This is a genomic window from Pseudomonas sp. 9.2(2024) (assembly GCF_039695385.1).
Lineage (GTDB): Bacteria > Pseudomonadota > Gammaproteobacteria > Pseudomonadales > Pseudomonadaceae > Aquipseudomonas > Aquipseudomonas paraglycinae.
This window is the reverse complement of sequence record NZ_CP155585.1, coordinates 5,229,139-5,255,831: the sequence shown is the minus strand read 5'-3', so window position 1 is coordinate 5,255,831 and position 26,693 is coordinate 5,229,139. Positions and strand designations below refer to the sequence as shown.

The following is a 26,693-nucleotide window of genomic DNA, read 5'->3' as shown; positions in this document are numbered from 1 at the left end:
CCCTGACGGTTTACCTTCAGGGCACCGTACTCAGATCCCGGCCCGGCTCATGGCTTCGCGGGTGAGCTGTCGGCTCAACTGTTTTTCCTGGTAGCCGATGTCACGCAGCAATCGCTCATAGGTGGCATCGCTCATGGCTTGCCCGGTGAGCACTTCCTTGTGTGGCACCGACAGTCTGTCGGCCAGATCCGTGAGGTTCTTTTTGAGAACTGCACGTTGTGCCGACGGCAGGTCAGCCGCTTGCACCCACTGTGTCTGGGCTGTTCGCAAGTCATCCAGCCAGTCGAATTTTTCCAGGTGCATGCGCTTGTTGGATTCGATTTCGCCCGGCCAGTTGTCGCGCAGATAGCGTTCCCAGAACGGCTGTTCAATCATCTGGTTGACCAGTCCGTCGCCTGCCTCGCGTTCGAGCACGGTATCGCGAGCGGTGGTGATCGTCTGGTTATCGACGCCGGCGGTGGGGCGAAACATCATGTCTTCAGACTGCCAGGGCAAGTCGAGACTTTTCGCCAGTCCGGTTTCATAGGCCAGGTGCACTTCGACTTCATCGGGATTGCCTCCGCGAGTGCGAATGTCGGCGCGGGCGATTTCGCCTACCTGATCAAGTCGCGATGCGCTTTTGGCCAGCGTCACCAGTTTGCGTTCAAGCTCTGCCCGGTTGGTCGAGTATGAGTAGGCTTCAGAGGCCAGTGTCTTGACCCCCATGTTGTTGAACAGCTGTGCGCCGGCGTCAGCGCAGCCTTCGGGATCGGTCGACATCAGGAACAGCTCTTCGCGCAATGGCGTGTCGATGTCCATGGCGCCGATCATCCGCCACACGCGGTCGGTCAGTTGATCATTGGCTTTGCCACCCGCTGTGTAGTCGGCCGAGTGGGTAAGATCTTCGATGATCGTGAAGAAACCGTCGGAATTCGGCTCCTCGGCGAGCTCGTGCCAGGCTTCGGGCCGATAGGTGCCAACGCCGGCCGTTTCATTGCGCAACGAGGTATCGACGAAAACGGGCCAGCGTTCCAGCAGATCTTCCGCCGCCCGGGAATAAGTCATGCGCGAAGGGATGCCGACAGATGTCCTGTATTGCTCGTACCTGACACGCACCGCGTCAGAGAGTCTGTCGGCATAGACGCGGCTGCGGGCAATCAACCGTGCGCTGTCGGAGCCCAGCGGTACATTCGGGATGCGCTTGAGCGAGTTGGCGCCCAGATCAAGAAAAAAGCCGCGTGGCCGGGGCTTGTCGAACAAGCCCGATGGCCAGCCTTCGAGGCCGGTGTCGATCAGGCTCAGCACCTTGAGTCGGGGCATGCGCTCGACATTCGGCGCAATGCCCAGTGGATTGTGATCGAGCCTGAGGGTTTCCATGCGCGTCATGTTGCGCAGTTGTTCGGCGGTGCTCGGGGTCAGTTGAATCTGGTTGTCGTTAAGGCGCAGGGTCTCCAGTTGCTGCATATGGCCGATGGTGTCCGGCAGAGAACTCAGCCCACAGTTTCTGGCACTTAATTGGCGGATATGCCGCAAGTCCTTCAGCAGACCATTCGGTCTGGTGGAGAACGTCGAGCCGTCCAGATTCACGGTCGTGATCTGTTCGAACCAGGATTTGAGTTCTTCCGGCAGTTGTCGCCACCAACGCTCGATATCCTTGGGCAGCCATTCGCTGGACAGGTCCAGCCGATAACCTTCCTGCATGCTGAGACTGCGCTCGCCGAATACTTCGGACTTGCGTTCGAAACACTCCAGCAGACGATCGGCGAGAAACTGTCCGCCGTTCCGTTGATAGTCCCAGTAAGTGCGCGGGATAGTGCTGTCCGGACTTTCAGGATCCCACTCGGTCAGATAGCGCTGACGCCAGGTTTCCAGTGTCTGCCTGAGCCGTTGAAGCTGCTGTTCCAGCAGTTTGATCTGTGAGTGGGGATCACCGTTCGCTTGCAGGGAACGGGTGAAGGCGAGTGCTTCGGCCTGATCGAAATGCGGATAGAGGTTTGCGACTTTCTCCTCTACGCTCAGTGCCGTTTTCGAGTGCCCCGGCCCGCGCAGCAGCAGCTCGGTTTGCAGAGGAACCCGAGGGCGGATGGGCGGCCGTGCGAGCAATGTCCTTCGTTCGGCAGGACGTTCGCTCATGACTTGCACCCACTGTTTGAGCGATTGCCCCTGGCCGAGGCGGTAGCCCAACGCGGCCCGCTTGTCGGCGGGCACGGCCAGCAGAATGGCTTCATACAGATCTGCAGGCGGATGCAGACTTTTGTCCCGGTCATCGCGCACTTCATAGCGGCCACGCTGATCCCTGATCAGTACACGCACGGTACTGGCCTTTTCGTTGCCGACACTGCAGCGAAGCGCGCCGTCATGAAAAAGCTCACGTACTTCAATGCGCAGATCAGCGAAGGCATCGGTGCGTTGCCTCAGGGCGCCAAGAATCAATCGCTCGGTATCGGGCAATCGTAATGCCGGCTCATACAATCCTTCAGTGGCACGCGCCGCGCTGACTTCAAAAGCACTTTCCCGGGCCTGGTCTTTCAGGCGCAGCGGGATACGTCGTTCTTCGCGGATGATGGTCTGCTCGGCCGGTGTCGCGTCCTTCAGCAGCGCCTCGGCAACCCGGGAGGGCAGCTGTGGAAACTGTTGTTGCAGCAAGTGAACCTGGGCATCGCCAAGGTGATCATTGACTTGATATTGATAGTTGAAAATTTCCGGGGTGCGCGTCTCCACTGCATCCGCCAGTTGGTTGCGCAGTGTCTGAGCCCGTTGCGCTCTGGGGTAGCTGCCGCCGAGCAACGACTGCATCTCGGCGTCGTCGAGAAAATCCGTCAGCCGCTCCGGCAGCCTGCCAGCCAACAGGTCAGGCATGCCAATGCTCAGCGTCTGTCCGGCTGTCGCTTGCGGGTTGCCGTACAGGTGAAAATTTCCGTTCGAGTCAGCGCTTTCAAAAACCTTCAGCGCTTTGTCGGCCGGCCAGCCTGGCATGTCCGGGACCATTCGGCTGAACCAATAGGCGGTCGGGGCCAGTGGTTGTCCGGAGCGAATCAACTGGCCGACGTTGCGGGTTTCGTCCCACGTCCGAAAACGAGTCAGGGTATCGGCCAGCAGTGCCGGTGGCGGCGCGTTGTCCATATACATCCGGCGCAGTGATTCTGGCGAGGTGCCGCTGATGCTGCGCAGGTGTTCCAGTTCGGTGTCGCTGTAGCCGTCCACGCTGTGACCCAACCGGCGCATCAGAATCGAACCGTCCCAGTCCTGTGGTTTTTCCCCCTCGTGTACCCACGCGCCCTGTTCGTTGTGGCGCAATTGTGGTGCGTACGCCTGCGGGCGAGTGGGATGCTGGACGCGATGGCGGCCGTTGCTGCGATCGAATTTCACTGCGTAATGCCGACCGTCGAGAGGCAGCAAGGTTTTGCCCGCAAATCGATACAGCCCGGAGGCAGAAGGTTTCGCTGCCGGCGGTGGAACAGTGTCTGTTTGCGCGTATGGCGTGAGGTCGGTGTGCCACAAGCGGATTTTTTCGTCGTGTCCCGTCACCGGTTTCATGCCTTCGACCAGTGGCGAGAGTTTCAGAATTTTTTTGGCGGCCAGGCCCCCGACGACAAATGCCGCCAGTTGCACCACATCGATGACGATACCTACGACATGCTCCGCCGCTTCGACCCAGTTTCTGTAACCAAGATCCACTGCGCTTTCGATGACTTCATTGGTCAACTGGAACGCCGTGTAGACCAGCATCGCAACGCCCAGATACGGCACGAACGGCATCAAGACGAACAACGACACGTTGAGAATGTCGCCGGCAATCTTCAGGACATTCTCCCACCAGGCCCAGCGTGCCTTGTCGTCGGCGTCGGCGGTCGCCACTGCAATCACGCGTGCGTCGTTGAGAATCTTGTTGAGTCGCTGCTCGAAGAGGTACTTCCACAGCGGCGAGCGGATCGGCGGTGCGCTGAATTGCAGTTGCGGTTTCTCCACCGGTGTTTCCCGCCATGATGGACGCGAATCGCCCGCTTCTTGCGGATACCATTTTACGTAGCTCAGACGTTGTTCGAGCCCGGCAAAAAAATGCCCACGCTGTTCATGATCGACAAACTGGCTGAAAAACTGCCGGTAGCTGAGCCCGGAGGAGGGTGATGTCGCATTGGCCCGAAGTTGCCGGGTCAGCTCTTGCATGAAGTCCAGGGTCGAGGCGTATTCCTTGAGCGGGTGATCCGGGTCGTGGGGAACATAGGCAATCATTTTCGGTGAGTGAGGCGCCTGTTCCGGATCCGGCCGAATGATCAGGATGCCGGTGAAAGTCAGATCCATCATGCCCAGGTCGCAAACCAGCATCGGCTGGCCGTCCAGTGTGAGAGTCTGACGGCCAAGCAACACTTCGCGGATCAGCGCATGGGCACTGTGACCGATGTCCTTTTTGAGCCGCGCCATCTGCGCAGCGGCCTTTAGCGTCGCTTTTTGGCTTTGCTCGACCCGTGTGCGCAGGTACGTTTCTGCTACCGGTTCCTTGTCCAGCAGGACTGTTTCGAGATGGCGCCTGTAGCGCGCACCAAGGTCCAGTTCCCGGCACAACGTCTGAAACTGACTCACGCTGATTGTCCGGTTGATCGGCGAGGAGTCGAACAAGTCGCGTGCGACGTCGGTTTTGGTAATGAAAGTCGAATAGTTTTGATAGTGCTCGTCGTGTGCGAAGTTATGCAATGCCGCATCAAGCATCGAAACCGTTCTGGCTTTGGAGGCTTTGTTGAAGTTATGGACGTACCAGGGCGTCTGAGCCGAAGCGTATAGCCTCAGATAGGTATTCTTGACGTCGACATCGATCTGGAACTGTTCGAGCAGCCTGGCCTTGAGCAAGGGCTCGGCGAAAGCGTAGATATCCTGAAGACGCCCGAGCAGGCGGTCGATTCGGTTCTGTGCACCCCACGCCCGACGGTTATCGGCCGACATGCGTTCCAGCTCGCCGGCCGACGCATCGGTCATCCAGGATTCAAGCTGGAGGGGCGTATTGCCTAGCGCATGGGCACGGTGTAACTGCATATCGCTGAAGACCGGATCGATACGCGATTTAATTAAGTCGTAATGTTGCCCTTTATATGTGGATGTTGCAGTCATTGTGCAGGCCTTGAATAAGTAAAGAATTCTCAGCCTAACGTCCAATGAGCGGATTAATTAGTTTAAAAGCCTGTTGCCGAAGTGTCGGGTTAATGTCTGATTTATTGAATATTGGAATGCATAAAACACATAACTATTACCCTTCACAGGTTCAGTTAGTGGTCGATGCCACAGTCGCTGTTTGCGGCGCCAGACACTGCGAATCACTGCCCGGTTGCAGATACGGCATCAGAATCGGTGCCATCCCCTTGAGAACCTGCACCGGCAGGGCAGAAGTGAACTTGAAGTTCTCCGCCGAGCGCCCCGGCACGAACGCGGTGAGCGTGCCGAAATGGTGGTCACCGATGTAAAACACGAAGGTGGCCGTACGGTTGATCGATTTCGAGCTGAGAATCCGCCCGCCGGAGCCGATCGCTTCGATCCGGTTGTCTCCGGTGCCGGTCTTGCCGCCCATGACCAACGGTGTTCCATCGTTCAATTTGAAACTGCCGGAAACACGTTTGGCGGTCCCCGAGTCCACCACTTGCGACAACGCTTCGCGCATTGCCGTGGCGACTTCGGACGGCATCACCCGTTTGCCGACGTGAGGGTCATTGACCAGTTTCGTTTCGTAAGGCGTGCCGGCGGCAAAGTGCAGGCTGTCGATGCGCAGGGTCGGCATACGCACGCCGTCGTTGAGAATGGTGCCGATCAGCTCGGCCAGCGCAGCGGGGCGGTCGCCGGAGCTGCCGATGGCGGTGGCCAGCGACGGCACCAAGTGATCGAACGGATAGCCGACTTTCTGCCAGCGCTGATGGATCTCGAGGAACGCTTCGATCTCCAGCATCGTGCGGATCCGGCTGTCACGGGCGCCCTTGTGCTTGCTCTTGAACAGCCAGCTGTAGACTTCCTGACGCTCGAACTGGCTGGCCTTGACGATGTCCTTGAAGGTCGCGTCGGGATGGTTGAGCAGGTAGCCGATCATCCACAGGTCCAGTGGGTGAACCTTGGCGATGAAACCCTGATCCGGCAGGTCGTAGGTGCCGGGACCGTAGGCCAGGTAGAGCCGTTCCAGGCGTTCGTCGGTGAGTTTTTCGGTGATCTTCACGCCCTTGAGGTGCGAGCGCACAAAGGTGTTGAAGTCTTCCTGGCTGGCGTTGGGCAGCAGGTAACGGTGCACGGCGGCCATGCGGATCGGCGTCGGGCGCATGCTGTCGAGGAAGGTGTCGAGCCGGGCCTGGGTGTCCTTGTTGCGGTACTTCTTCCAGAACTTGAGCAGGAACGAAGTACCTTCGCGGTCGGCGAACGAGGCGAGGTATTCCTGACGGCGCGGGTCGCGATCGTCCTTGAGCAACTCCGCACTGTTGTTCGGGCCGGAGTAGGTGGTGTAGCGCACCAGATCGCGCATCAGGCGAATGAACGGCAGGTTGATCGATTCACGCAGGGCATCGCGCAGGGTCGGCAGGCGGCCGTTGTCTTCCTTGCGAAAGTTATGGAACACGTGCAGGCCGCCACCGGTGAAAAACGCTTCACCTGGGCTGGCCGAGTATTTGCGGTCGAGGGCGGCGCCGAGCATTTTCGACAGGTCGTGATCCTTGTTCTGGATCAGGTAATCGATCACCCACTGGCTCAGACGATCCTGATCCGGCACCTCGACTTTCTTCAGTTCCGGCACGCTCATGGCGCCGTACTTGTCATGCAACTCCGCGATGATTTGCAGGTAGGTGGTCAGCACCCGCATCTTTGCCGTGGAGCCCAGTTCCAGTTTGCTGCCTTCGTTGATGTCGAACGGCTGGTCGGTGCTATCGGTCTGCACCCGCACACGTGAACCGTCCGGGGTCAGTTCGAACAAGGTGAAGCTGTAGCGCACCTGGGTGGTGCTGGTGGGCGTCAGCAGGCGTTCGCCCATCAGGCCGACTTCGGTGGCGTAGGCCGGGTCGGCGAGTTTTTTCAGGTAGGCGGTGGCCTGGGTTTGCAGCTCGCCCTGCAGGGTGCTGGTGGCCGACAGGTCGAGACGGTCGAGGTCGTACAGCGGACGGTTGAGCATCGATGCCAACCGGCTGCGGGCGACACTGATGCCCTTGTTGGTTTCGATCGGCTGGATCGTCGGCTGGGTCTGCCAGTCGCGGTAGCTGATGGTGCTGGCCAGCGCGGCATCGGCCAGGGCAGCGTCGATCACGCCGTTCTGCTTGAGCAGGCGCAAGTGGCTGTTGGTCAGTTCGACCAGTTCTTCACGGCCCTTGGTCAGGTAATGCGAAGGGCGGCGCTGGGCGATCATCAGCGAGAGCATCTCGCGCAGGGCCAGACCTTTGTCCGCCATGGACTGCGGATCGGTCGCTGAGCTGGATAGTTTGCGGTTGGCCTCATTGAAATCGGCGCCATACCAGACCCGCAGACCCTCGGCCATGCCGTGCACTTCGCCATGCCCCGGCACCGCCGACAGCGGCACGCTGTTGAGGTAGTCACGAATGATGTTCTGCCGCGCCGGCAAGGTGTCCGGGCCGCCCTGATAGGCGCGCACGCTGGCGGAAATCATCTGGCGGATCTTCTCCGCACCGGACACCGTCAGGCCATCGGGTGAATGGCGGTATTTCTCAAGCTGGGTGGCCAGGGTACTGCCGCCGGCCGACTGCCCTGGCAAGTGCAGCAACTTGGCAACCTGCGACCACGCGGCCATGCCGAAGCGCGGCCAGTCCACCGCCGGGTTGGCCAGCGGTTGCCTGGGGTCGAGCAGGAAGCGGTTTTCGATGAACAGCAGGCTGTTGACCACCACCGGCGGGATCGAGTCGAAGCTTGCGTACAGCTGCTGCGGATAGTTGTACTGATACAGCGGCGCGGCGCGGCAATCGGTGATCGACAGCCCGGCCTGGATCTTTTCGGAGTAGGGCACGAACAGGCCCTTGTCGGTGTAGTTGAGCAGGGCCGGGGAGAAGCGCGTCTGCTCGGTGATGACGTAGTTGCGCTTGATCAGCCGCGGCAGGAATTCGTCCAGCGAGCTATAGCCCAGACGCAGGTCGAATGGCCCGTTGCCCGGATAGCGGATCGCTTCGCTGGGCCCCGGTTGCAATTCGTACTTGAGTTTGGCGGCGTACTGGCTGACCTCCCGGGACTGAAAACGCGAGGTGCGCATTTCCTTCATCGCAGCCAGGCCCACGACAATCGCAATGATCACCAACAGGAGCCAGAAAGCCTTCCACCCATGCCGGTTACGACGGGTTTTTTCAGGTACAGGCGCTTCATCCACACGTTCAGTCGGAACCACTTTTTCACTCGAATCGGTTTGCCACAAAGCGCCCATAGTCGATTGATCCATTCACGCAGATTGATCGGACTTGACTGAAGCTTAGTCGGTGGTTGGCGTCGGTGAAAAAATTGTGAAGAACGGTGGCCGGCTTCATCTGAACAAATCTTCAAACCCGGTTGCGGCATGACGTTGCACCATTGCTGTGCAATACTCGGCGCCCATTTGCGCGGTGAATAATCCTCGAAATGCAGGATGGTTTGTCTCGTAAACCTGTGAATTGACGAGGTTTACGTCTGAATCAGATGCCTTATAGAGTGAAAAAACCTGTCGCAAGCTTTTTATACTGCACGCCCCGCTGATCCCGCAGGTTGCTTCTGCGGGACGGTTCTGCCCACGAAGCAGGGCCGGTATTTACCCAGGCGCAGGCTTATCGGCCGACGCTTGAACACTCGGTGGTCACATCCAATAACAAGACGAGGAAGTCCCCCATGCCAGTCGGCAATCACCCGCCCCATGGCGAAACCGCTCAAGGCGGTCCGCTCAAACGCGAACTCGGTGAACGGCATATTCGCCTGATGGCGCTCGGCGCCTGCATCGGTGTCGGTCTGTTTCTCGGTTCGGCCAAGGCCATCGAAATGGCCGGCCCGGCGATCATGCTGTCTTACATCATCGGCGGTCTGGCGATCCTGGTGATCATGCGCGCCCTCGGCGAAATGGCCGTACACAACCCGGTCGCCGGCTCCTTCAGCCGTTACGCACAGGATTATCTCGGCCCGCTGGCGGGCTTTCTCACCGGCTGGAACTACTGGTTCCTGTGGCTGGTGACCTGCGTCGCCGAAATCACCGCGGTGGCGGTCTACATGGGCATCTGGTTCCCCGATGTCCCGCGCTGGATCTGGGCGCTGGCGGCGCTGGTCAGCATGGGCTCGATCAACCTGATCGCGGTGAAGGCCTTCGGTGAATTCGAGTTCTGGTTCGCCCTGATCAAGATCGTCACCATCATTGCCATGGTGCTTGGCGGCATCGGCATCATTGCTTTCGGTTTCGGCAACGACGGCGTGGCGCTGGGGATTTCCAACCTGTGGGCCCACGGCGGCTTCATGCCCAACGGCGTGACGGGCGTGTTGATGTCGCTGCAGATGGTGATGTTCGCCTACCTCGGCGTGGAAATGATCGGCCTGACCGCCGGTGAAGCGAAGAACCCGCAGAAGACCATCCCGAATGCGATCGGCTCGGTGTTCTGGCGGATCCTGCTGTTCTACGTCGGCGCGCTGTTCGTGATCCTGTCGATCTACCCGTGGAATGAAATCGGCACCCAGGGCAGTCCGTTCGTGATGACCTTTGAACGTCTGGGCATCAAGACCGCCGCCGGCATCATCAACTTCGTGGTGATTACCGCAGCGCTGTCGTCGTGCAATGGCGGCATCTTCAGCACCGGACGCATGCTCTACAGCCTGGCGCAGAACGGCCAGGCGCCGGCCGGTTTCGCTCGCACCTCGAGCAACGGTGTACCGCGTCGCGCATTGCTGCTGTCGATCTTCGCGCTGCTGCTGGGCGTGCTGCTCAACTATCTGGTGCCTGAAAAAGTCTTCGTCTGGGTGACCTCGATTGCCACCTTCGGCGCGATCTGGACCTGGGTGATGATCCTGCTGGCCCAGCTGAAATTCCGCAAAGGCCTGAGCGCCACTGAACGGGCCGGCCTGAAGTACAAGATGTGGCTGTTCCCGATCAGCTCGTATCTGGCGCTGGCGTTCCTGGTGCTGGTAGTCGGTCTGATGGCGTACTTCCCGGACACTCGCGTGGCACTTTATGTAGGCCCGGCGTTCCTGGTGCTGCTGACCGTTTTGTTCTACGTGTTCAAGCTGCAACCAAGCGATGCGTCCCAGGGCGCGGTGCGTTCGGCTTCGTAATTCGTTGTTGCTGAAACTCGAAAGCCCCGGTCGAAAGTCCGGGGCTTTTTCGTGGGTGCGAGGTTGATGCCGCTGGTCTGAAAGCGCCGCAAAAAACGACTTCTGATCCAGAGTCATGTTCGAAGGTTTAGCTACGTTGTTTCCAGCGCAGCCGTGAACAGAGGCGCAGGTATGAGGATGAGCGATTTTCTCGTACGAGAACTCGGCCGCCGTCAGGTCGTGCTGTTCTTCCTGCTCGCCACGCTGCTGTACATCCTGCCGCTGATTCTTGCCGACTTCCCCTACATCGACGATAACTGGCGCACGCTGGCCGCCGGCAACGCTTGGGCCGGGCAGGGGCGGTTGTTCATGGACTGGTTGTATCAGGCGCTGACCTTCACCGACGCTGCGCCGAATATTTTTCCTCTGCCGCTGTTGCTTGCCGCCGTAGCGATGTCGTTCGCTTTGACCCGGCTGACCTTCCACTATTTTCCCGAACCGACGCTGGCCTGTTGTCTGGTGCCGTTGCCGATCTGGTACAACCCGTTTCTGTTGCAGAACCTGTCCTATCAATACGACGGGGCCGGCATGGCCCTGAGTCTGGTCGCGGTGATTTACGCGATCACGTTTTGCGGCGCTTCGCGCATTCAGCGATGGCTGGTGCCGTCGGCGTTGCTGGCGCTGGCGATCGGGTTGTATCAGATCAGCCTCAATGTGTTTCTCGGGCTGTGTTGCCTTGAATTGCTCAGGAATGTTCACGGGCGAATGCCGTGGTCAGCGCTCTGGTGCCAGTCAGGCTGGAGGCTGGCGCAGCTGCTGCTGGCGGTGTCGATCTACAGCGTCACGGCCTATCCGTTCACGGACCACGGGCGCACGCAGTTGCTGAATGCGAGCGCTGATCCGTTGCTGCAGATCGGCATCAATATCGGTCGGGTGATAGAGAAAGTTGCGCTGCTGTTTCACTGCGGCTACACGGCGATTTTTATTGTGCTGGTGCTGTGCGCCGTGTTCGGCGCCGTGCAGTTGGGGCGGCAGATTCGCGAGCGCAGCATGTCCCGCGCCAAGGGTTTGCTCTTGAGCTTCAGCTGTCTGCTGGCGTTGCCGTTGATTGTGCTGCTGGTGCCGGGCATGACGCTGCTGTTTCGCGACTTCAACGAAGGCGCGCGCACCCTGATGGGATTCGGTGTGCTGCTGATGTTGCTGTTCTATCTGGCCTGGCTGGGGTTGATGCCGCTGCATCAACGGTTGCCTTTGGTGTTGGCGATTCCGCTTCTGGCCACGCTGTCGCTGTCCTTCGCTTATGGCCGGGTGCTGACGATGGAGAAAACCTTCGCCAGCAGTGCGCTCTACAGCCTGAGCCACGACATTTCATCTCATCGCGAGCTGCGCGAAGCCAAACGGATATATATCTCGGTGACGTACTCCGATCGCTGGCTGGCGGGAACGGTGGGTACGTTCAAACAGTTGCCGGTGCTGCACTATCTGCTGAACATCGATTACTTCATGCTCGCCGAAAACCTGCCCTCGGCCGGCATCACCAACGTGGTCGCCGAGCGCGAACGGCGCAACGCGACCCACGTCGGTCTGATGGGCTATCCACCTTTGGTGGACAGCCTCTATTACCGCCTCTACCTGATTGGCGACTACGGCTTCATCGTGATGAAGGAACCGCCCCACGGCCGCTTGCTGCAATGGTGACCGTTCAGAGTCTAGGCCGCCGCGATTTCCTGCGGTTCGAAACTGTCCGCCCGCGCCATCTGCCACATCCGCGAATAGAACTCGCCGTTCACTTCCCCGGTGAGCAATTCCCCCGGTTTCAGGAACACGTGCAACTGCGAGAACAGTTTGATTTCGGTCGCCGACATGCGCCGCACCAGATGCTTGGCCGACAGTTGCGACGGATGATCGAGTCCGGCGGCGGCGAGCATTTCCGCCAGGGCCTTGAGCGTATTGCGGTGGAAGTTGTAGACCCGCTGGGCTTTGTCCGGCACCACCAGCGCGCGCTGGCGCAGGGTGTCCTGGGTGGCGACGCCGGTCGGGCATTTGTTGGTGTGGCAGCTTTGTGACTGGATGCAGCCGATGGCGAACATGAAGCCGCGCGCCGAGTTGGCCCAGTCGGCGCCGATGGCCAGCACGCTGGCGATGTCGAAGGCGCTGACGATCTTGCCGCTGGCGCCGAGCTTGATCTTGTCCCGCAGGTTCAGGCCGACGAGGGTGTTGTGCACGAACAGCAGGCCTTCGCGCATCGGCACGCCGATGTGGTCGGTGAACTCCACCGGCGCGGCGCCGGTGCCGCCTTCCTTGCCATCGACCACGATGAAGTCCGGCAGGATGCCGGTTTCCAGCATGGCCTTGGCGATGCCCATGAACTCCCACGGATGGCCGAGGCAGAACTTGAAGCCCACCGGTTTGCCGCCGGACAGTTCACGCAGTTGCTGGATGAAATGCATCATCTCGATCGGCGTGGAAAACGCGCTGTGCCGCGACGGCGAGATGCAGTCTTCGCCCATCAGGATGCCGCGGGTGTCGGCGATTTCCTGGGTGACCTTGTGCTTGGGCAGAATCCCGCCGTGGCCGGGTTTGGCACCCTGGCTCATCTTGATTTCGATCATCCGCACTTGCGGAGTCTGCGCCTGGGCGGCGAAGCGTTCCGGGTCGAAGCGGCCGTCGCTGGTGCGGCAGCCGAAGTAGCCGCTACCCAGTTCCCAGGTCAGGTCGCCGCCGTGTTCGCGGTGATAGGGGCTGATGCTGCCTTCGCCGGTGTCGTGGGCGAAATTGCCGAGTTTGGCACCCTGGTTCAGCGCGCGGATCGCGTTGGCGCTGAGCGAGCCAAAGCTCATGGCCGAGATGTTGAACACCGACGCCGAGTACGGCTGGGTGCACTGCGGGCCGCCGACGGTGACGCGGAAACTGCTCGGGTCGCTCAACGGCGCCGGGCGCATCGAGTGGCCGATGAATTCGAAACCGGATTGATAGACGTCGATCAGGGTGCCGAACGGTTTGTCGGCGGTTTCATTCTTCGCTCGCGAGTACACCAGCGAACGCTGGGCGCGGGAGAAGGGCAGGGCGTCGCTGTCGGATTCGAGCAGGTACTGGCGGATCTCCGGGCGGATGCCTTCGACCAGATAACGGATGTTGCCGAGGATCGGATAATTGCGGCGCACCGCGTGCGGGCTCTGCATCAGGTCGAACAGACCGATCAGGCTCAATACGCCGGTAACGGCGGTGATCGGCCACAGCCAGTCGTGTTCGAGAAAGGGCAGGCTGGCGAGGGTGAAAATCACGCAGACGGCAAAGAAGGCGTAGCGGCTCAGGAGTGACAGGCTCATACGGTTTCCTTGGTTCGGACGGTTTTTTGCGGCAGTCAGGCGTTCTGCGCCTGCAGAAAGATCGAAAACAGCTCCGACTGGGATTTGATCCCCAGCTTGCTGTACATGTGTTTCTTATGGACTTTCACGGTTTCAACAGAGATTTCCAGCTTACGGGCGATTTCTTTACTGGAGCAACCGCTGAGCATCAGGCGCCCGACGTCCAGTTCCCGGGCGGTCAGTTGCGCGCCCTTGAGTTGCTGCACCGATGCTTCGAGCTGTACCCGCCAGTCCGGTTGCGCAGGCGCCGGGGCCAATGCCACGGTTTCGTTGATTTCATAGGGCAGGCGCTGGCGCAACAGGCCGAGCACCCACGGCTGGATCAGCGACAGCAGGGCAATCTGCTCGCCGGTGAAGCGTTGCTGGCTGCCCAGCGACAGGCACAACGTGCGGTCGCCTTCGAGTTGGCAATTGAACTGGATTTCGTCGGCCACCACATTCAGACGAAAGTATCGCTGGTAATACTCGGTCAGTTCGAAGTGCTCCGGCGCGACCTCCGACAGGCGATACAAACCGGTGCGCGACTGCTCACGGCAGGCGATGTAGAACGGGTCGAGCAGATAAAGACCGCGCAGATAATCCTGAAACAGCTGGTCGGGACTGCCGTCGGCGCCGGGGCATTCGGCGAACACCTGCGGGTGGCGGTCGGCGCTGAACAGCAGCGCCACCCAGCTATCGAACGGCACGTACTGGTCAAGCAGGCGCACCAGTTGCGCCCAGAAGTTCGGCTTGTCGAGGGCGTCGATCAACTGCCCGACGGCGCGGTGCCAGGTGATGTCGTCAAACGAAAGAGTCATGCCTCTACCCCTATCGGGTTACCCCGGCCGCGTAATTCCCTGGCCGGTCGAATGCGAAGCATACTGGCCCACAGACAGCCGCCGGGCAATCTTTCGGCGCCCGGCGCTCATAACAAGGACTCCCCATGAAAGTCGAACTCGCCCAGCTGGCGGGCCGTGACAAAGACACGGCGTACAACCTCGAACGCGCCCTCGCGGCGATTGCGGCCTGCGCCGTCGACACGCAATTGATCGTGTTCCCCGAGACCCACCTGATGGGCTTCCCGACCGCCGACACCGTGGCGCAGATCGCCGAACCGCTGGACGGCCCGACCGTCAGCGCCGTGCAGGTCGCCGCCCGTGAACGCAACCTCGCCGTGGTGATCGGCATGGCCGAGAACGACAACGGCCGCTTCTACAACACCACGCTGCTGATTACCCCCGAAGGCATCGCCCTGAAATACCGCAAGACCCACCTCTGGGCCTCGGATCGCGGTGTGTTCGAGGCCGGTGACCGTTACGCCACGTGCCTGTGGAACGGCGTGCGGGTCGGTCTGCTGATCTGCTACGACATCGAATTCCCGGAATCGGCCCGGGCCCTGGCGCAACTGGGCGCCGAATTGCTGATCGTGACCAACGGCAACATGGACCCATACGGTCCGACCCACCGTACCGCGATCATGGCCCGGGCTCAGGAAAACCAGGCGTTTGCGCTGATGGTCAACCGTGTGGAAGCCGGGGATGACGGGTTGATGTTTGCCGGCGGCAGTGCGCTGGTGGACCCGCTGGGCACGGTGCTGTTCGAGGCCGGGCGTGAGGAAGGGCAGTTCAGTGTCGAGCTGGATTTCGCTCAGCTGGAGCTGGCGCGCAAGGATTATCGGTATCTGGATGATCAGCGGTTGAGGTTGCCGGGGGAGGTGGTGGAGCGGGACTGTGGCGTTCGGGAGCTTTTGATTCCTGCCCGTTGAGCCGCTGCCCTCACCCTAACCCTCTCCCGGAGGGAGAGGGGACTGACCGAGGTGCTCGCTCAAGTTACGTCGACCTGAAATTCCGAGTGAACTCAGGTCTTGAAAAGCATGGAGATCGGCTCCCTTTCCCCCTCGCCCCCTTGGGGGCGGTCCGACGTTTCGGGAGGGCTGGGGTGAGGGGGTAAGGATCTCCAGTCGAACAAAAAAACAAGCAACACCCGAAACATTCGCCGAACTCGGCCTCTGCCATAAATCCAATAAAATCCGGAGTAAGTCGCCCATGGCTCGTTTGCAACGCACCCTTTCGCTAGGGCCGGTGGTGCTGTTCGGCATCGCCTACATGACGCCGATCATTGTCCTCGGCACGTTCGGCATCCTCGCCCAGTCCACCGCCGGCATGGTGCCCGCCGCGTATCTGGCGGCGCTGGTGGCGATGTTCTTCACCGCCATGAGTTATGGCCGAATGGCCGCCGCGTACCCGGTGGCCGGCTCGGCCTACAGCTACGTGCGCAAGGCCATCAGCCCGAAACTCGGCTTCATCGCCGGTTGGGCGGTGCTGCTCGATTATCTGTTTCTGCCGATGGCGATCTGGCTGATCGGCGCCGCGTACCTGGCTTCGGCCTTCCCGTCGATCCCCCAGTGGGTCTGGGTACTGGCATTCATCGGCATCACCAGCGCGATCAACATCATCGGCCTGAAACTGGCCAACGGCATCAACGCCTTGCTGATGCTGGTGCAGTTCCTGGTGCTGATCGCCTTCGTCGCGTTGTGCGTGCATTACGTTGGCGGCGATGCCAGCACGCCGCTGTGGTCGATCAAACCGTTCTTCAACGGCGACATGCAGATGCCGCTGATCATGAGCGGCGCGGCCATTGCCTGCTACTCGTTTCTCGGCTTCGATGCGGTCAGCACCTTGACCGAAGAAACCCGCGATCCGCGCCGCACCATCCCTCGGGCAATCATGTTGATCACCCTGATCGGCGGGCTGATTTTTGTCGGTGTCTCGTACTTCGTACAGATCGCCCACCCCTCGTTCCAGTTCGACAGCGTCGACTCGGCGGCCTACGAAATTGCGCGCAACATCGGCGGCGACCTGTTCGTGTCGATCTTCCTGATCGGCCTGATCGTCGGCCAGTTCGCCTCGGGCCTGTCGGCGCAGGCCAGCGGTTCGCGGCTGCTGTTTGCGATGGGCCGTGACGGTGTTCTGCCCAAGTCATTCTTCGGCACCTTGCACGAGCGCTTCGGCACCCCGGTCAACAGCATCCTGCTGTGTGCGGTGGTGGCCTTGCTGGCGCTGAAACTCGACGTGACCACCTCGACCTCGTTCATCAACTTCGGCGCGTTCCTGGCGTTCAGCCTGGTCAACCTGTCGGTGATTTTTCACTATTGGATCGGCGGCGAGAAAAAAGGCCTGCGCGAGTTGATCCTGTTCCTGATCTTTCCGTTCATCGGCCTGGCGGCGGACTTGTGGCTGATGGTCAGCCTCGATCACCTGGCGGTGTATCTGGGCCTGAGCTGGCTGGCGATTGGCGTGGTGTACCTGGCGGTGCTTACGGGTGGTTTCCGCCGGCAGCCGCCGGAGATGGATTTCCAGGAAGCGACCTGAGGTTCCGGCCGAGTCTTTGCTCATGAACGGCGGGCGTGTGATGCTTGCCGTTTTTTGAGTCAAAGGCTTTCCGTTCATGTCGACCACAAATAATTCCATCATTCGCATTGCTGCCGCATTGCTGCTCAACCCCGACGGCCAGACCCTGCTGGTGCGCAAGCGCGGCACTACGGCGTTCATGCAACCGGGCGGCAAGATCGAACCGCATGAACTGCCGGTGCATGCATTGGCCCGTGAGCTGGAAGAAGAGCTTGGGCTGGTGATCGATCCGGCGCAGGCGAGCTTTCTCGGCCAGTTCTCGGCGCCCGCCGCCAACGAGCCGGGATTCGTCGTGCAGGCCGAGATCTTTCAGTTGACCATCGATGCTCAAGTGTTGCCGGCTGCCGAGATCGAAGAGGTGATCTGGATCGACCCGGCCACCGACGGCAATGTAATTCTCGCCCCATTGACACGTGACCTGATCCTGCCGTTTTATCGAGCCTCGCTGACCGCGATCGCCTGATCATTCGTGTAAAGGACTTCGTCATGATCCCGCTTCAAGACCTGCTGATTTTTGCCGCCGCTGCACTGCTGATGGTACTGACGCCGGGGCCGAACATGATCTACCTGATCTCGCGGTCGATCTGTCAGGGACGCCGTGCCGGGGTGACCTCGCTGCTCGGCGTGGTGGCGGGTTTCTTTGTGCATCTGTTCGCGGCAGCCGCCGGTTTGACCGCGGTGTTTCTCGCGGTGCCGATGGCCTATGAAGTGTTGAAGTGGGCCGGTGCGCTGTACCTGCTGTGGCTGGCCTGGCAGGCGGTGAAACCCGGCGCCCGTTCGCCATTCGAGGCGCAGCAACTGCCGGCGGATTCGTCGCGCAAACTGATCACCATGGGCTTTCTCACCAGCGCGCTGAACCCGAAAATCGCGGTGTTCTACCTCTCGGTATTTCCGCAATTCATTTCGCCAGAGCATGGCTCGGTGTTCACCCAGAGCATCATCCTCGGCCTGACCCAGATCAGCGTCAGCTTCTGCGTCAACCTGCTGATCGCGCTGTTCGCCGCTGGCATCGCGTCGTGGTTCGTCAACAACCCGACCTGGCTGGCGGCGCAGCGTTATTTCATGGGCTTCGTGCTGGGCGGCCTGGCCGTGCGGCTGATGCTTGAACAGCGCAAGGCCGCCTGAACATGTGGATCGAACGGCTGGACGCCAGTCATGCACTGGCTTATCGCGAACTGATGCTGGAAGCCTATGACCGGCATCCGCAGGCGTTCACCTCCAGCGTGCGCGAGCGCGCGGTAATGCCTTTGAGCTGGTGGGAATCACGCCTGACCAGCAAGTTCGACGCGGTGTTCGGCGCGTTCGAAGACGGCCGGCTGGCGGGCATCGTCGGCCTGGCGTTCGAGCCTCGGGAAAAGGCCCGGCACAAGGCAACGGTCTTCGGCATGTATGTGTCCGCCGACTTTCGTCAGCGCGGGCTGGGGCTGAAATTGATGGAAGCGGTGCTGGGTGAAGCACAGCAGCATCCTGCGCTGAAAGTCATTCAATTGACCGTCACCGCCGGCAATGATGCGGCGTTCCAGCTGTACCAGCGCTGCGGCTTCATCCAGTTCGGCCTGGAGCCGATGGCGGTGCGGGTCGGCGAGGACTACTTCGACAAGATCCACATGTGGTGCCCGCCTTCTGTGCCGACCGCCAGCCTCAACGAACCGCGCTGACCCCATCCAGGGTCGAGAACGAAGTGTCCTTGGCCGTCAGCAGGAAATCGCGCATGTACGGCGCGTCCAGCATGTCGGCGCGGATCGCCGCGTACAGCGTCGCGAACAGACCTTTCTCGCCCAGCCGCTTGCCCTTCACGTAACCGCGCGAGCTGTATTCATGCAGCGCCCAGTGCGGCATGCCGCACACGCCACGACCGCTGGCCACCAGTTGCATCATCATCACCGTCAGTTCCGAGGTGCGCACCTGCGCCGGCTCGATGTCGGCCGGTTCGAGGAAGCGGGTGAAGATATCGAGGCGGTCACGTTCCACCGGATAAGTGATCAGGGTTTCGGTCAGCAGGTCTTCGGGGACGATGTACGGTTTGCTTGCCAGTGCGTGCTGGTTGGCGACCGCCAACATCGCCTCGTAGGTGAACAGCGGCACGTAGGTGATGCCGGCGATTTCCAGCGGGTCGGACGTCACCACCAGATCCAGATCACCCCGGGCCAGAGCCGGCAGCGGGGCAAACGAGAAACCCGAAGCGAGGTCGAGTTCGACTTCCGGCCACGCATCGCGGAACTGGTCGATGGTCGGCATCAGCCACTGGAAGCAGCTGTGGCATTCGATCGCCATGTGCAGACGCCCGGCGGTGCCCCCGGCCAGACGCCCGATATCACGCTCGGCGGCGCGCAGCAGCGGCAGGGTCGCGTCGGCCAGTTGCAGAAGGCGCAGGCCGGCGCTGGTGAAGCGCACCGGTTTGGTCTTGCGCACGAACAATGGCATGCCCATGCGCTCTTCCAGTTCCTTGAACTGGTGGGACAGCGCCGACTGGGTCAGGTGCAGGCGGTCGGCTGCATCGACCAGGCTGTCGGCTTCGCGCAGGGCATGCAGGGTTTTCAGGTGACGGATCTCAAGCACCGCAGGCTCCATGAGAAAAATTTGTGATCAACACGAAAAGGTTGAGTTTGTCTCATGTTGCCCTGGCTGTCGACAATGGCGCCATCTTTTACGCAATGGAGAACACTCGACATGGCCGTGGCACACACCCTGGGTTTCCCGCGCATCGGCGCCGACCGTGAACTGAAAAAAGCCCTCGAAGCCTGTTGGAAAGGCGATCTCGATCAGGCCGCCCTGAATCAGGTCGGCCGCGAGCTGCGTGCCAGACACTGGCAACTGCAGAAGGATGCCGGCATCGACCTGCTGCCGGTCGGCGACTTCGCCTGGTACGACCAGGTGCTGACCCACTCGCTGACCTTCGGTGTGATCCCCGAGCGCTTCGACGGTGTGCGTGACGAGCGCGGCCTGCCGACCCTCGACACCCTGTTCGCCATGGCCCGTGGCGCCACGTCGTCCTGCTGTGGCGGCGAGCACGGCAAGACTCAGTACGCACAAGAGCTGACCAAGTGGTTCGATACCAACTACCACTACCTGGTCCCGGAATTCAGCGCAGGCCAGCAATTCAAGCTGAGCTGGGAGCAGTTGTTCGATGAAGTCGAAGAAGCCAAAGCCCTCGGTCACAACGTCAAACCGGTGATCATCGGCCCGCTGACTTACCTGTGGCTGGGCAAGGCGAAAGGCAACGACTTCGACAAGCTTGATCTGCTTGAGCGCCTGTTGCCGGTGTACAACGAAATCCTCGGTCGCCTCGCCGCACAGGGCGTGGAGTGGGTGCAGATCGATGAGCCGATCCTCACCCTCGACCTGCCGCAAGCCTGGAAAAGCGCCTTCGAACGCGCCTATCACATCCTTCAGTACTCGCCGCTGAAGAAACTGGTGGCGACCTATTTCAGCGGTCTGCAAGACAACCTCGGTCTGGCCGTCGGCCTGCCGGTGCAAGGTCTGCATATCGACGCCGTGCGTGCACCGGATCAACTGGGTCAGGTGCTCGATCGCCTGCCGACCTACAAGATTCTTTCGGTGGGTCTGGTCAACGGTCGCAACGTCTGGCGCTGCGAACTGGAGCAGGCGCTGGCACAACTGCAACCGGCGCAGGAGCGTTTTGGCGACAACCTGTGGGTCAGCAGTTCCTGCTCGTTGCTGCACAGCCCGGTGGATGTCGAGCGTGAAGACAAGCTCGATCCGGAACTGAAAAGCTGGCTGGCATTCGCCGTGCAGAAGTGCAGCGAAATCTCGGTTTTGCGTGATGCGCTGAACGACCCGCAAGCGCCGAAAGTGCAAAGCGCACTGGCCGAAAGCCGCGCGATTCAAGAAAGTCGCGCCCGTTCACCGCGTATTCACAAGGCCGCCGTGCAGGCGCGGATCGAGGCGATCAATGCCAGCGACAGCCAGCGTCATTCGCCGTTCGCCAAGCGCATCGCCGCACAGCAGGCGCGTCTGAAATTGCCGACGTTCCCGACCACCACCATCGGTTCGTTCCCGCAGACCGGCTCGATTCGTCTGGCCCGTCAGGCGTTCAAGCAGGGCAAGCTGTCGGCCAACGATTACCACGACGCCATGCGCAGCGAAATCCGCCACGCGGTACAGGTGCAGGAACGTCTGGGGCTGGATGTACTGGTGCACGGTGAAGCCGAGCGCAACGACATGGTCGAGTACTTCGCCGAGCAGCTCGACGGCTACCTGTTCACCCGCTTCGGCTGGGTCCAGAGCTACGGTTCCCGTTGCGTCAAACCGGCGGTGATCTACGGCGACCTCAGCCGTCCGAACGCCATGACCGTTGACTGGATCACCTACGCCCAGAGCCTGACGGACAAGGTGATGAAAGGCATGCTGACCGGTCCCGTGACCATGCTGATGTGGTCGTTCCCCCGTGAAGATGTGTCGCGCAAAGTCCAGGCGCAACAACTGGCGCTGGCCCTGCGGGACGAAGTGGTGGATCTGGAAAACGCCGGAATCAAGATCGTGCAGATCGACGAAGCCGCGTTCCGTGAAGGCCTGCCGCTGCGCCGTGAACAATGGCAGGAATACCTCGACTGGGCGGTGGAAGCGTTCCGTCTGACAGCCTCGGGCGTGAAGGATGAAACCCAGATCCACACCCACATGTGCTACAGCGAATTCAATGACGTGATCAAGGCGATCGCCGACATGGACGCCGACGTCATCACCATCGAAACCTCGCGCTCGGACATGGAATTGCTCGAAGCCTTCGAAGCGTTCGACTACCCGAACGACATCGGCCCGGGTGTTTACGACATCCACTCGCCGCGGGTGCCGGACACTGCCGAGATGGTCAAGTTGATGAGCAAAGCCGTGAAGCGCATCCCGGCGCAGCGTCTGTGGGTCAACCCGGACTGCGGCCTGAAAACCCGCGCCTGGCCCGAGACCGAAGCGGCGCTGGTGAACATGGTGGCAGCGGCGCGGCAGTTGCGCAGTCAGTTGGCGTAACGGCAGCACCGGATGAAGAGTGTCGACCGCTCGGCACTCTTCATCAAACTGTCATCGAACTGTGGCAGCGCGCTTGAACAAACTTCATCAGACTCGCGCTCTACTGGGGTTCTGCGTTTCGGTGTTTTTCATGTTCAAGGGATTTTTTGCAATCGCGGCGTTGTTGGCCGCGGTTTTTTTCGTTCCGGCGTCCAATGCGGCGTCGCGTTGCGACGTCAATGTACCGACCGAACGGGTCGATCTGCAGCAGGTGAGCCTGGCGTACCAGAGCATTGGCCGTGCGTCGGATCCGGCGCTGTTGCTGGTGATGGGGCTGGGCGGGCAGTTGATCCACTGGCCGGATGAAGTGGTGGTCGCGCTGTGTCAGCAAGGCTTTCGGGTGATCCGTTATGACAACCGCGATGTCGGCCTGTCGACCTGGCGCCAGACGCCCGTGGAAGCCAACCTGACCTTTGAAGTGCTGCGCTACAAACTCGGCCTGCCGGTGGCGGCGCCTTACAGCCTGACCGACATGGCCGACGATGCGCTGGGCCTGATGGATGCGTTGCACGTTGAGCAGTTCCACGTGCTCGGCGCGAGCATGGGCGGGATGATCGCCCAGCACATGGCCGCGATGGCGCCGCAACGGGTTGAAAGCCTGACACTGATCATGACCAGCTCCGGGGCCGAAGGGTTGCCGGCGCCGCGCGCGGCGCTGGTGCAATTGTTGTCACGGCGCGGCGCGCCCAATCGCCAGATTGCGCTGGAGCAACAGGCCGATCTGCTGGCGGCGCTGGGCAGTCCTTCAGTCAACGATGATCGGCAGGCGTTGCTGCATCAAGCGGCGCAGTCCTATGACCGGGCGTTCAATCCAGAAGGCGTGAAGCGCCAGATCATGGCGATCCTCGCCGAGCCGAGCCGGGTGGCATTGCTCAACCAGTTGCGGGTGCCGACCCTGGTGGTGCATGGCACGGCGGATCCGCTGCTGCCGGTGATGCACGGCGTGCACCTGGCGGCGCATATTCGTGGCAGTCAGCTGCGGTTGATTCCGGGGCTGGCGCACCGTTTTCAGGAAGCGTTCAAGGAGCCGTTGCTGGCGGCGGTGTTGCCGTATCTGCGCGAGCATCGCGAAGACACGTCGCACTGGGCGCAGATCGAACCGGTGGCGGAACACAACCTGCTCTGACTCAGGCGTGCAGTCGGACCCACACCGACACCAGCACTGTCGCCGCCATCAGCCACGCCACCGCCGCGACAGCCAGCGAAGCTTCGAGGCGCATGCGGTCGACCATCACGTACAGCGTCGCCAGATACACGAAGTACGGAATGATCGACCACATGCCGAAGACGATGGTGGTCTTCAGGTCGTCGATCGAACGGCCCTTGCCGACGATGTAGTGGGCGATCAGGGCGAAGGTCGGGAACAGCGGCACCAGCCCTGCGATGTAGTAGTTTTTGGTCTTGGCCAGCATGGCGAGGATCACCACCACTGCCGCACCGAGCATTGCCTTGAAAATCAGATCCACATCGTTCTCGCTTAATGGCTCAGGCCGTATTTTTTCACTTTGTCGAACAGCGTGGTCTTGGCCATGCCCAGTTCCAGGCTGGCCTGGGTCAGGTTGCCGCCGGTGCGTTGCAGGGCGTCGCTGAGCAGGTTGCGTTCGAACGCTTCCACCGCTTCGGCAAAGGCCAGACCCTGACCTGCGTTCCCTGCGCCGGTTTTCTTGAACGCCGGCAAGCCCAAGGCAAAGCGCTCGGCGACGTTGCGCAGTTCGCGTACGTTGCCCGGCCAGTCGTGGCTCATCAGGCTCGACAGAGTCTGGTTGTCCAGCTCCGGCAGCGCGCGGTCGAAACGCAGGGCCGATTGCTGGGTGAAGTGTTCGAACAGTTGCAGGATGTCTTCGCGGCGCTCGCGCAGGGGCGGCAGTTCCAGCGTCACCACATTGAGGCGGTAGTACAAGTCGCTGCGAAATTCCCCGGCCTTGCTTGATTCGTCGAGGTCGGACTTGGTGGCCGCGATCACCCGGCAATCCACCGCCACACTTTGGTTCGAGCCGAGGCGTTCGAGGGTGCGCTCCTGCAACACCCGCAGCAGTTTGATCTGCAACGGCAGCGGCATGCTTTCCACTTCATCGAGGAACAGGGTGCCGCCGTCTGCATGCTCGATCTTGCCGATCCGCCGCTTGCCGGCGCCGGTGAAGGCGTTGGCCTCGTGACCGAAGATTTCGCTTTCGAACAGGTTTTCCGGCAGCCCGCCGCAGTTCAGCGCGACGAACTGTTTGCTGTGACGGCGGCTGAAATCATGCAGACAACGGGCGACCAGTTCCTTGCCGGTGCCGGTTTCGCCTTCGATCAGCACGTTGGCCGAGGTGTCGGCGACGTTGGCGATCAGCTCGCGCAGGTTCTGCATGGCGGGCGAACGGCCGATGATCCGACCTTCAAGGGAATCGCGTTCGGCCAGTTGCCGGCGCAAGGACGAGACTTCGCGATTCAGGCTGCGCTGTTCGAGGGCTCGGCGGGCCACGTCCACCAGTCGTTCAGGGGAGAACGGTTTTTCCATGAAGTCGTAGGCGCCTTTCTGCATCGCGCCGACCGCCATGGAGATGTCGCCATGCCCGGTAATCAGCACCACCGGCAGGCTGCGGTCGCGTTGCTTGAGCCGGGTCAGCAGCTCCAGGCCGTCGATGCCCGGCAGGCGAATGTCGCTGATGACGATCCCGGCGAAGTTGTCACCGACCTGCTCCAGCGCTTCTTCGGCACTGCCGACGCCGATGCAGGGAATGTCTTCCAGCGTCAGCGCCTGCTGGCAGCCGAGCAGGACATGGGGGTCGTCTTCGACGATCAATACACTGAGGTCGTTGTTCATATTGGCTCGGCAGGAGTAGGGCTTACCAACGGTAAACTGAGGACGAAAGTGGTACCACCGCTGGCCGGGTGTTCGACACCCAGATGCCCGCCGGTGGCGGCGGCGAGGCTGGCCGACAGGGTCAGGCCGAGGCCCAGGCCCTGTTCGCCGGGTTTGGTGGTGAAGAACGGTTCGAACAGGTGCTTGCGCGCTTCGGCGTCGATGCCGTGACCGTTGTCGCGCACCCGCAGGCGATATTTGCCGTTGAATTCTTCACCTTCGAGCCACAGCTCCGGCAGCGGTTGCGCCTGCATGGCGTCGAGGGCGTTGCCGATCAGGTTGACCAGAATCTGCTCCAGACGCGTCTGGTCGATCTGCACCTGCACATCGTCGAACTGGCGATGCAGTTGCAGGGAAGCGCTTTCGACACGGGCGCCGAGCACTTGCAGCGCGGCATCCACCGCTTTGCCGAGGCTGGCGCGGCCCTTGTCGTCACCGCGCCGGGCGAAGGAGCGCAGGCTGGCGGTGATCCGGCCCATGCGGTCGATCAGGTCGTTGATGGTCTTGAGGTTGGTGCTGGCGACATCCAGCTGGCCGCGTTCAAGGAAGCGAATGGTGTTGCCCGACAGCGTGCGCATCGCCGCCAGCGGCTGGTTCAGTTCGTGGGCGATGCTGGTGGACATCTGGCCGATGGCCGCGAGTTTGCCGGCCTGCACCAGTTCGTCCTGGGCGCGACGCAAGGTTTCTTCGGCCTGACGTCGTTCGCGGATCTGGCTCTTGAGCCGGTCGTTGCTGGCGCGCAGGTCGGCGGTGCGTTCGGTAATCCGACGCTCCAGTTGATTGTTGGCTTCCTGCAAGGCTTCGCGGGCGGCGAGGCGGGTGGCGATGACCTTGCGCCGCTCGTTCCAGGCGATCAGCAGGAACGCCACCAGGGCAAACGCCACGGCCACCAGAATCCCCTGATTGATCGCCTCGCGCCGCAGATCCTGCAACGGCGTGAGCAGGGTGAAATTCCACGGGGTATCGCTCAACGGCCGGGTTTGCGCCAGGTAGCTGATGTTTTCTTCATCGCCATCCTGTTGGCTCGGCACCTCGCTGTTGGCCGGGAAAGTGAGTTTTTCCACGCCTTCGGACAGGGTTTCCCGGGCCAGCGGTTGCAGCTCGTTCAGCGGGAACCAGTAGTACTGCAGGCTGCGGGCGAGTTTTTCCTTGGTCTCGTCGCTCAGCGGTATCACCGATTTGAGGCGCCGGGCCGGATCGCTGGACAGAATGATGATGCCGTTTTCATCACTGACGAATGCTTCGAGGCGCGCCCGTTGCCAGCGTTCTTCCATGGCTTCCAGGCGTACCTTGACCACCGCGACGCCGATGATCTTGCCGTGTTCTTCGAGGCCGTGGGCCAGGTAATAACCGGGTTCGCCGTTGGTGCTGCCGATCCCGTAGAAACGTCCGGGCTGGCCGCGAATGGCGTTCTGGAAGTAGGCGCGGAACGACAGGTCTTCACCGAGGTAGCTGTCGACGTCGCGCCAGTTGCTGGTCGCCATGACGCGGCCGGTGGTGTCCATGACGTAGATGGCCCGACTGCGGCTGCGCCGGTTCAGGCCTTCAAGGTAATCGTTGACCGTTTGCCGGTGTTCCGGGGTCGGGTCGTCCAGCAACTGCGAAACGCTCGATTCGAGTTCCAGCAGGCTGGGCAGGTAGGTGTATTTGCTGATCTCGCTTTCGACCGCGCGGGCGTGCAGTTCCAGCTGGCGCTGGCCGTTTTCGCCGAGGCTGCGGATGCCGAAATGTTCGCTGGTCCAGAAGCCGATGTAACCCAGTCCGATCATCAGGGCGATGACCAGCGGCGGCAGGAACAGGTGGCGGATCAGACGGGGTTTCACGGCAAGTGATGGCGGCGTGGCGCGATAGAGAGTGGGGTCGCATTTCATCACA

General features: G+C 61.2%; 17 protein-coding genes. 9 read left to right on the top strand and 8 right to left on the bottom strand.

What is annotated here, in order from left to right:
• Positions 1 to 30: 30 nt before the first annotated feature.
• The gene (locus ABFB52_RS23595) at positions 31 to 4,950 is read right to left on the bottom strand and encodes an NEL-type E3 ubiquitin ligase domain-containing protein (protein ID WP_346836107.1); all 4,920 of its coding nucleotides are present in this window, start codon (positions 4,948 to 4,950) and stop codon (positions 31 to 33) included.
• 283 nt (positions 4,951 to 5,233) lie between these two features.
• Complete coding sequence (locus tag ABFB52_RS23590) at positions 5,234 to 8,359, bottom strand: transglycosylase domain-containing protein (RefSeq protein ID WP_129974318.1); 3,126 nt, start codon at positions 8,357 to 8,359, stop codon at positions 5,234 to 5,236.
• Positions 8,360 to 8,793: 434 nt separating this feature from the next.
• Here ABFB52_RS23590 and ABFB52_RS23585 point away from each other — a divergent pair, with 434 nt between their 5' ends.
• Positions 8,794 to 10,215, top strand: a complete 1,422-nt coding sequence (locus ABFB52_RS23585; protein WP_102687191.1) for an amino acid permease — start codon at positions 8,794 to 8,796, stop codon at positions 10,213 to 10,215.
• Between the two features lie 171 nt (positions 10,216 to 10,386).
• The gene (locus tag ABFB52_RS23580) at positions 10,387 to 11,892 is read left to right on the top strand and encodes a glucosyltransferase domain-containing protein (protein ID WP_129974317.1); all 1,506 of its coding nucleotides are present in this window, start codon (positions 10,387 to 10,389) and stop codon (positions 11,890 to 11,892) included.
• An 11-nt stretch (positions 11,893 to 11,903) separates the two neighbouring features.
• Here the strand turns inward: ABFB52_RS23580 and ABFB52_RS23575 are convergent, their stop codons facing one another.
• Positions 11,904 to 13,523: an FMN-binding glutamate synthase family protein gene (locus ABFB52_RS23575; RefSeq protein WP_064383868.1), complete on the bottom strand. Its 1,620-nt coding sequence runs from the start codon at positions 13,521 to 13,523 to the stop codon at positions 11,904 to 11,906.
• 35 nt (positions 13,524 to 13,558) lie between these two features.
• Positions 13,559 to 14,359, bottom strand: coding sequence for a LuxR C-terminal-related transcriptional regulator (locus ABFB52_RS23570; protein WP_011335770.1), 801 nt, complete (start codon positions 14,357 to 14,359; stop codon positions 13,559 to 13,561).
• A gap of 125 nt (positions 14,360 to 14,484) precedes the next feature.
• On the opposite strand from ABFB52_RS23570, the gene ABFB52_RS23565 reads away from it, so the two are divergent.
• The 5 genes from ABFB52_RS23565 (at position 14,485) to ABFB52_RS23545 (ending at position 18,609) form a co-directional block, all read left to right on the top strand.
• Entirely contained in the window at positions 14,485 to 15,306 is an 822-nt protein-coding gene (locus tag ABFB52_RS23565) for a carbon-nitrogen hydrolase family protein (protein WP_129974316.1), read from the top strand.
• A 280-nt stretch (positions 15,307 to 15,586) separates the two neighbouring features.
• Positions 15,587 to 16,912, top strand: a complete 1,326-nt coding sequence (locus ABFB52_RS23560; protein ID WP_129973285.1) for an APC family permease — start codon at positions 15,587 to 15,589, stop codon at positions 16,910 to 16,912.
• Positions 16,913 to 16,988: 76 nt separating this feature from the next.
• Positions 16,989 to 17,414, top strand: a complete 426-nt coding sequence (locus ABFB52_RS23555) for an NUDIX domain-containing protein (RefSeq protein ID WP_085745285.1) — start codon at positions 16,989 to 16,991, stop codon at positions 17,412 to 17,414.
• 23 nt (positions 17,415 to 17,437) lie between these two features.
• Entirely contained in the window at positions 17,438 to 18,076 is a 639-nt protein-coding gene (locus tag ABFB52_RS23550; RefSeq protein WP_102687195.1) for a LysE family translocator, read from the top strand.
• Positions 18,077 to 18,078: 2 nt separating this feature from the next.
• On the top strand, positions 18,079 to 18,609 hold the full coding sequence (locus ABFB52_RS23545; RefSeq protein WP_129973286.1) for a GNAT family N-acetyltransferase: 531 nt from the start codon (positions 18,079 to 18,081) through the stop codon (positions 18,607 to 18,609).
• Here the strand turns inward: ABFB52_RS23545 and metR are convergent.
• Complete coding sequence (gene metR, locus ABFB52_RS23540) at positions 18,593 to 19,510, bottom strand: transcriptional regulator MetR (protein WP_007953158.1); 918 nt, start codon at positions 19,508 to 19,510, stop codon at positions 18,593 to 18,595. The genes ABFB52_RS23545 and metR overlap by 17 nt on opposite strands.
• A 111-nt stretch (positions 19,511 to 19,621) precedes the next feature.
• On the opposite strand from metR, the gene metE reads away from it, so the two are divergent.
• Both metE and ABFB52_RS23530 read left to right on the top strand, forming a co-directional pair.
• Positions 19,622 to 21,934 (top strand): 5-methyltetrahydropteroyltriglutamate--homocysteine S-methyltransferase, encoded by a 2,313-nt coding sequence (gene metE / locus ABFB52_RS23535; RefSeq protein ID WP_085745282.1) that lies wholly within the window; start codon positions 19,622 to 19,624, stop codon positions 21,932 to 21,934.
• A gap of 130 nt (positions 21,935 to 22,064) precedes the next feature.
• On the top strand, positions 22,065 to 23,099 hold the full coding sequence (locus tag ABFB52_RS23530; RefSeq protein WP_129973287.1) for an alpha/beta hydrolase: 1,035 nt from the start codon (positions 22,065 to 22,067) through the stop codon (positions 23,097 to 23,099).
• A gap of 1 nt (position 23,100) precedes the next feature.
• Here ABFB52_RS23530 and ABFB52_RS23525 read toward each other — a convergent pair whose 3' ends face one another.
• Genes ABFB52_RS23525 through ABFB52_RS23515 form a run of 3 tightly spaced genes read right to left on the bottom strand, consistent with a single transcriptional unit; the run spans position 23,101 to position 26,689 of the window.
• On the bottom strand, positions 23,101 to 23,430 hold the full coding sequence (locus ABFB52_RS23525; protein ID WP_162831789.1) for a GlpM family protein: 330 nt from the start codon (positions 23,428 to 23,430) through the stop codon (positions 23,101 to 23,103).
• Between the two features lie 20 nt (positions 23,431 to 23,450).
• Entirely contained in the window at positions 23,451 to 24,779 is a 1,329-nt protein-coding gene (locus ABFB52_RS23520; protein WP_129973288.1) for a sigma-54 dependent transcriptional regulator, read from the bottom strand.
• A complete protein-coding gene (locus tag ABFB52_RS23515; RefSeq protein ID WP_102718078.1) occupies positions 24,776 to 26,689 on the bottom strand; it encodes a sensor histidine kinase in 1,914 nt (637 codons plus the stop codon). The genes ABFB52_RS23520 and ABFB52_RS23515 overlap by 4 nt, the downstream gene beginning before the upstream one ends.
• Positions 26,690 to 26,693 lie beyond the last annotated feature (4 nt).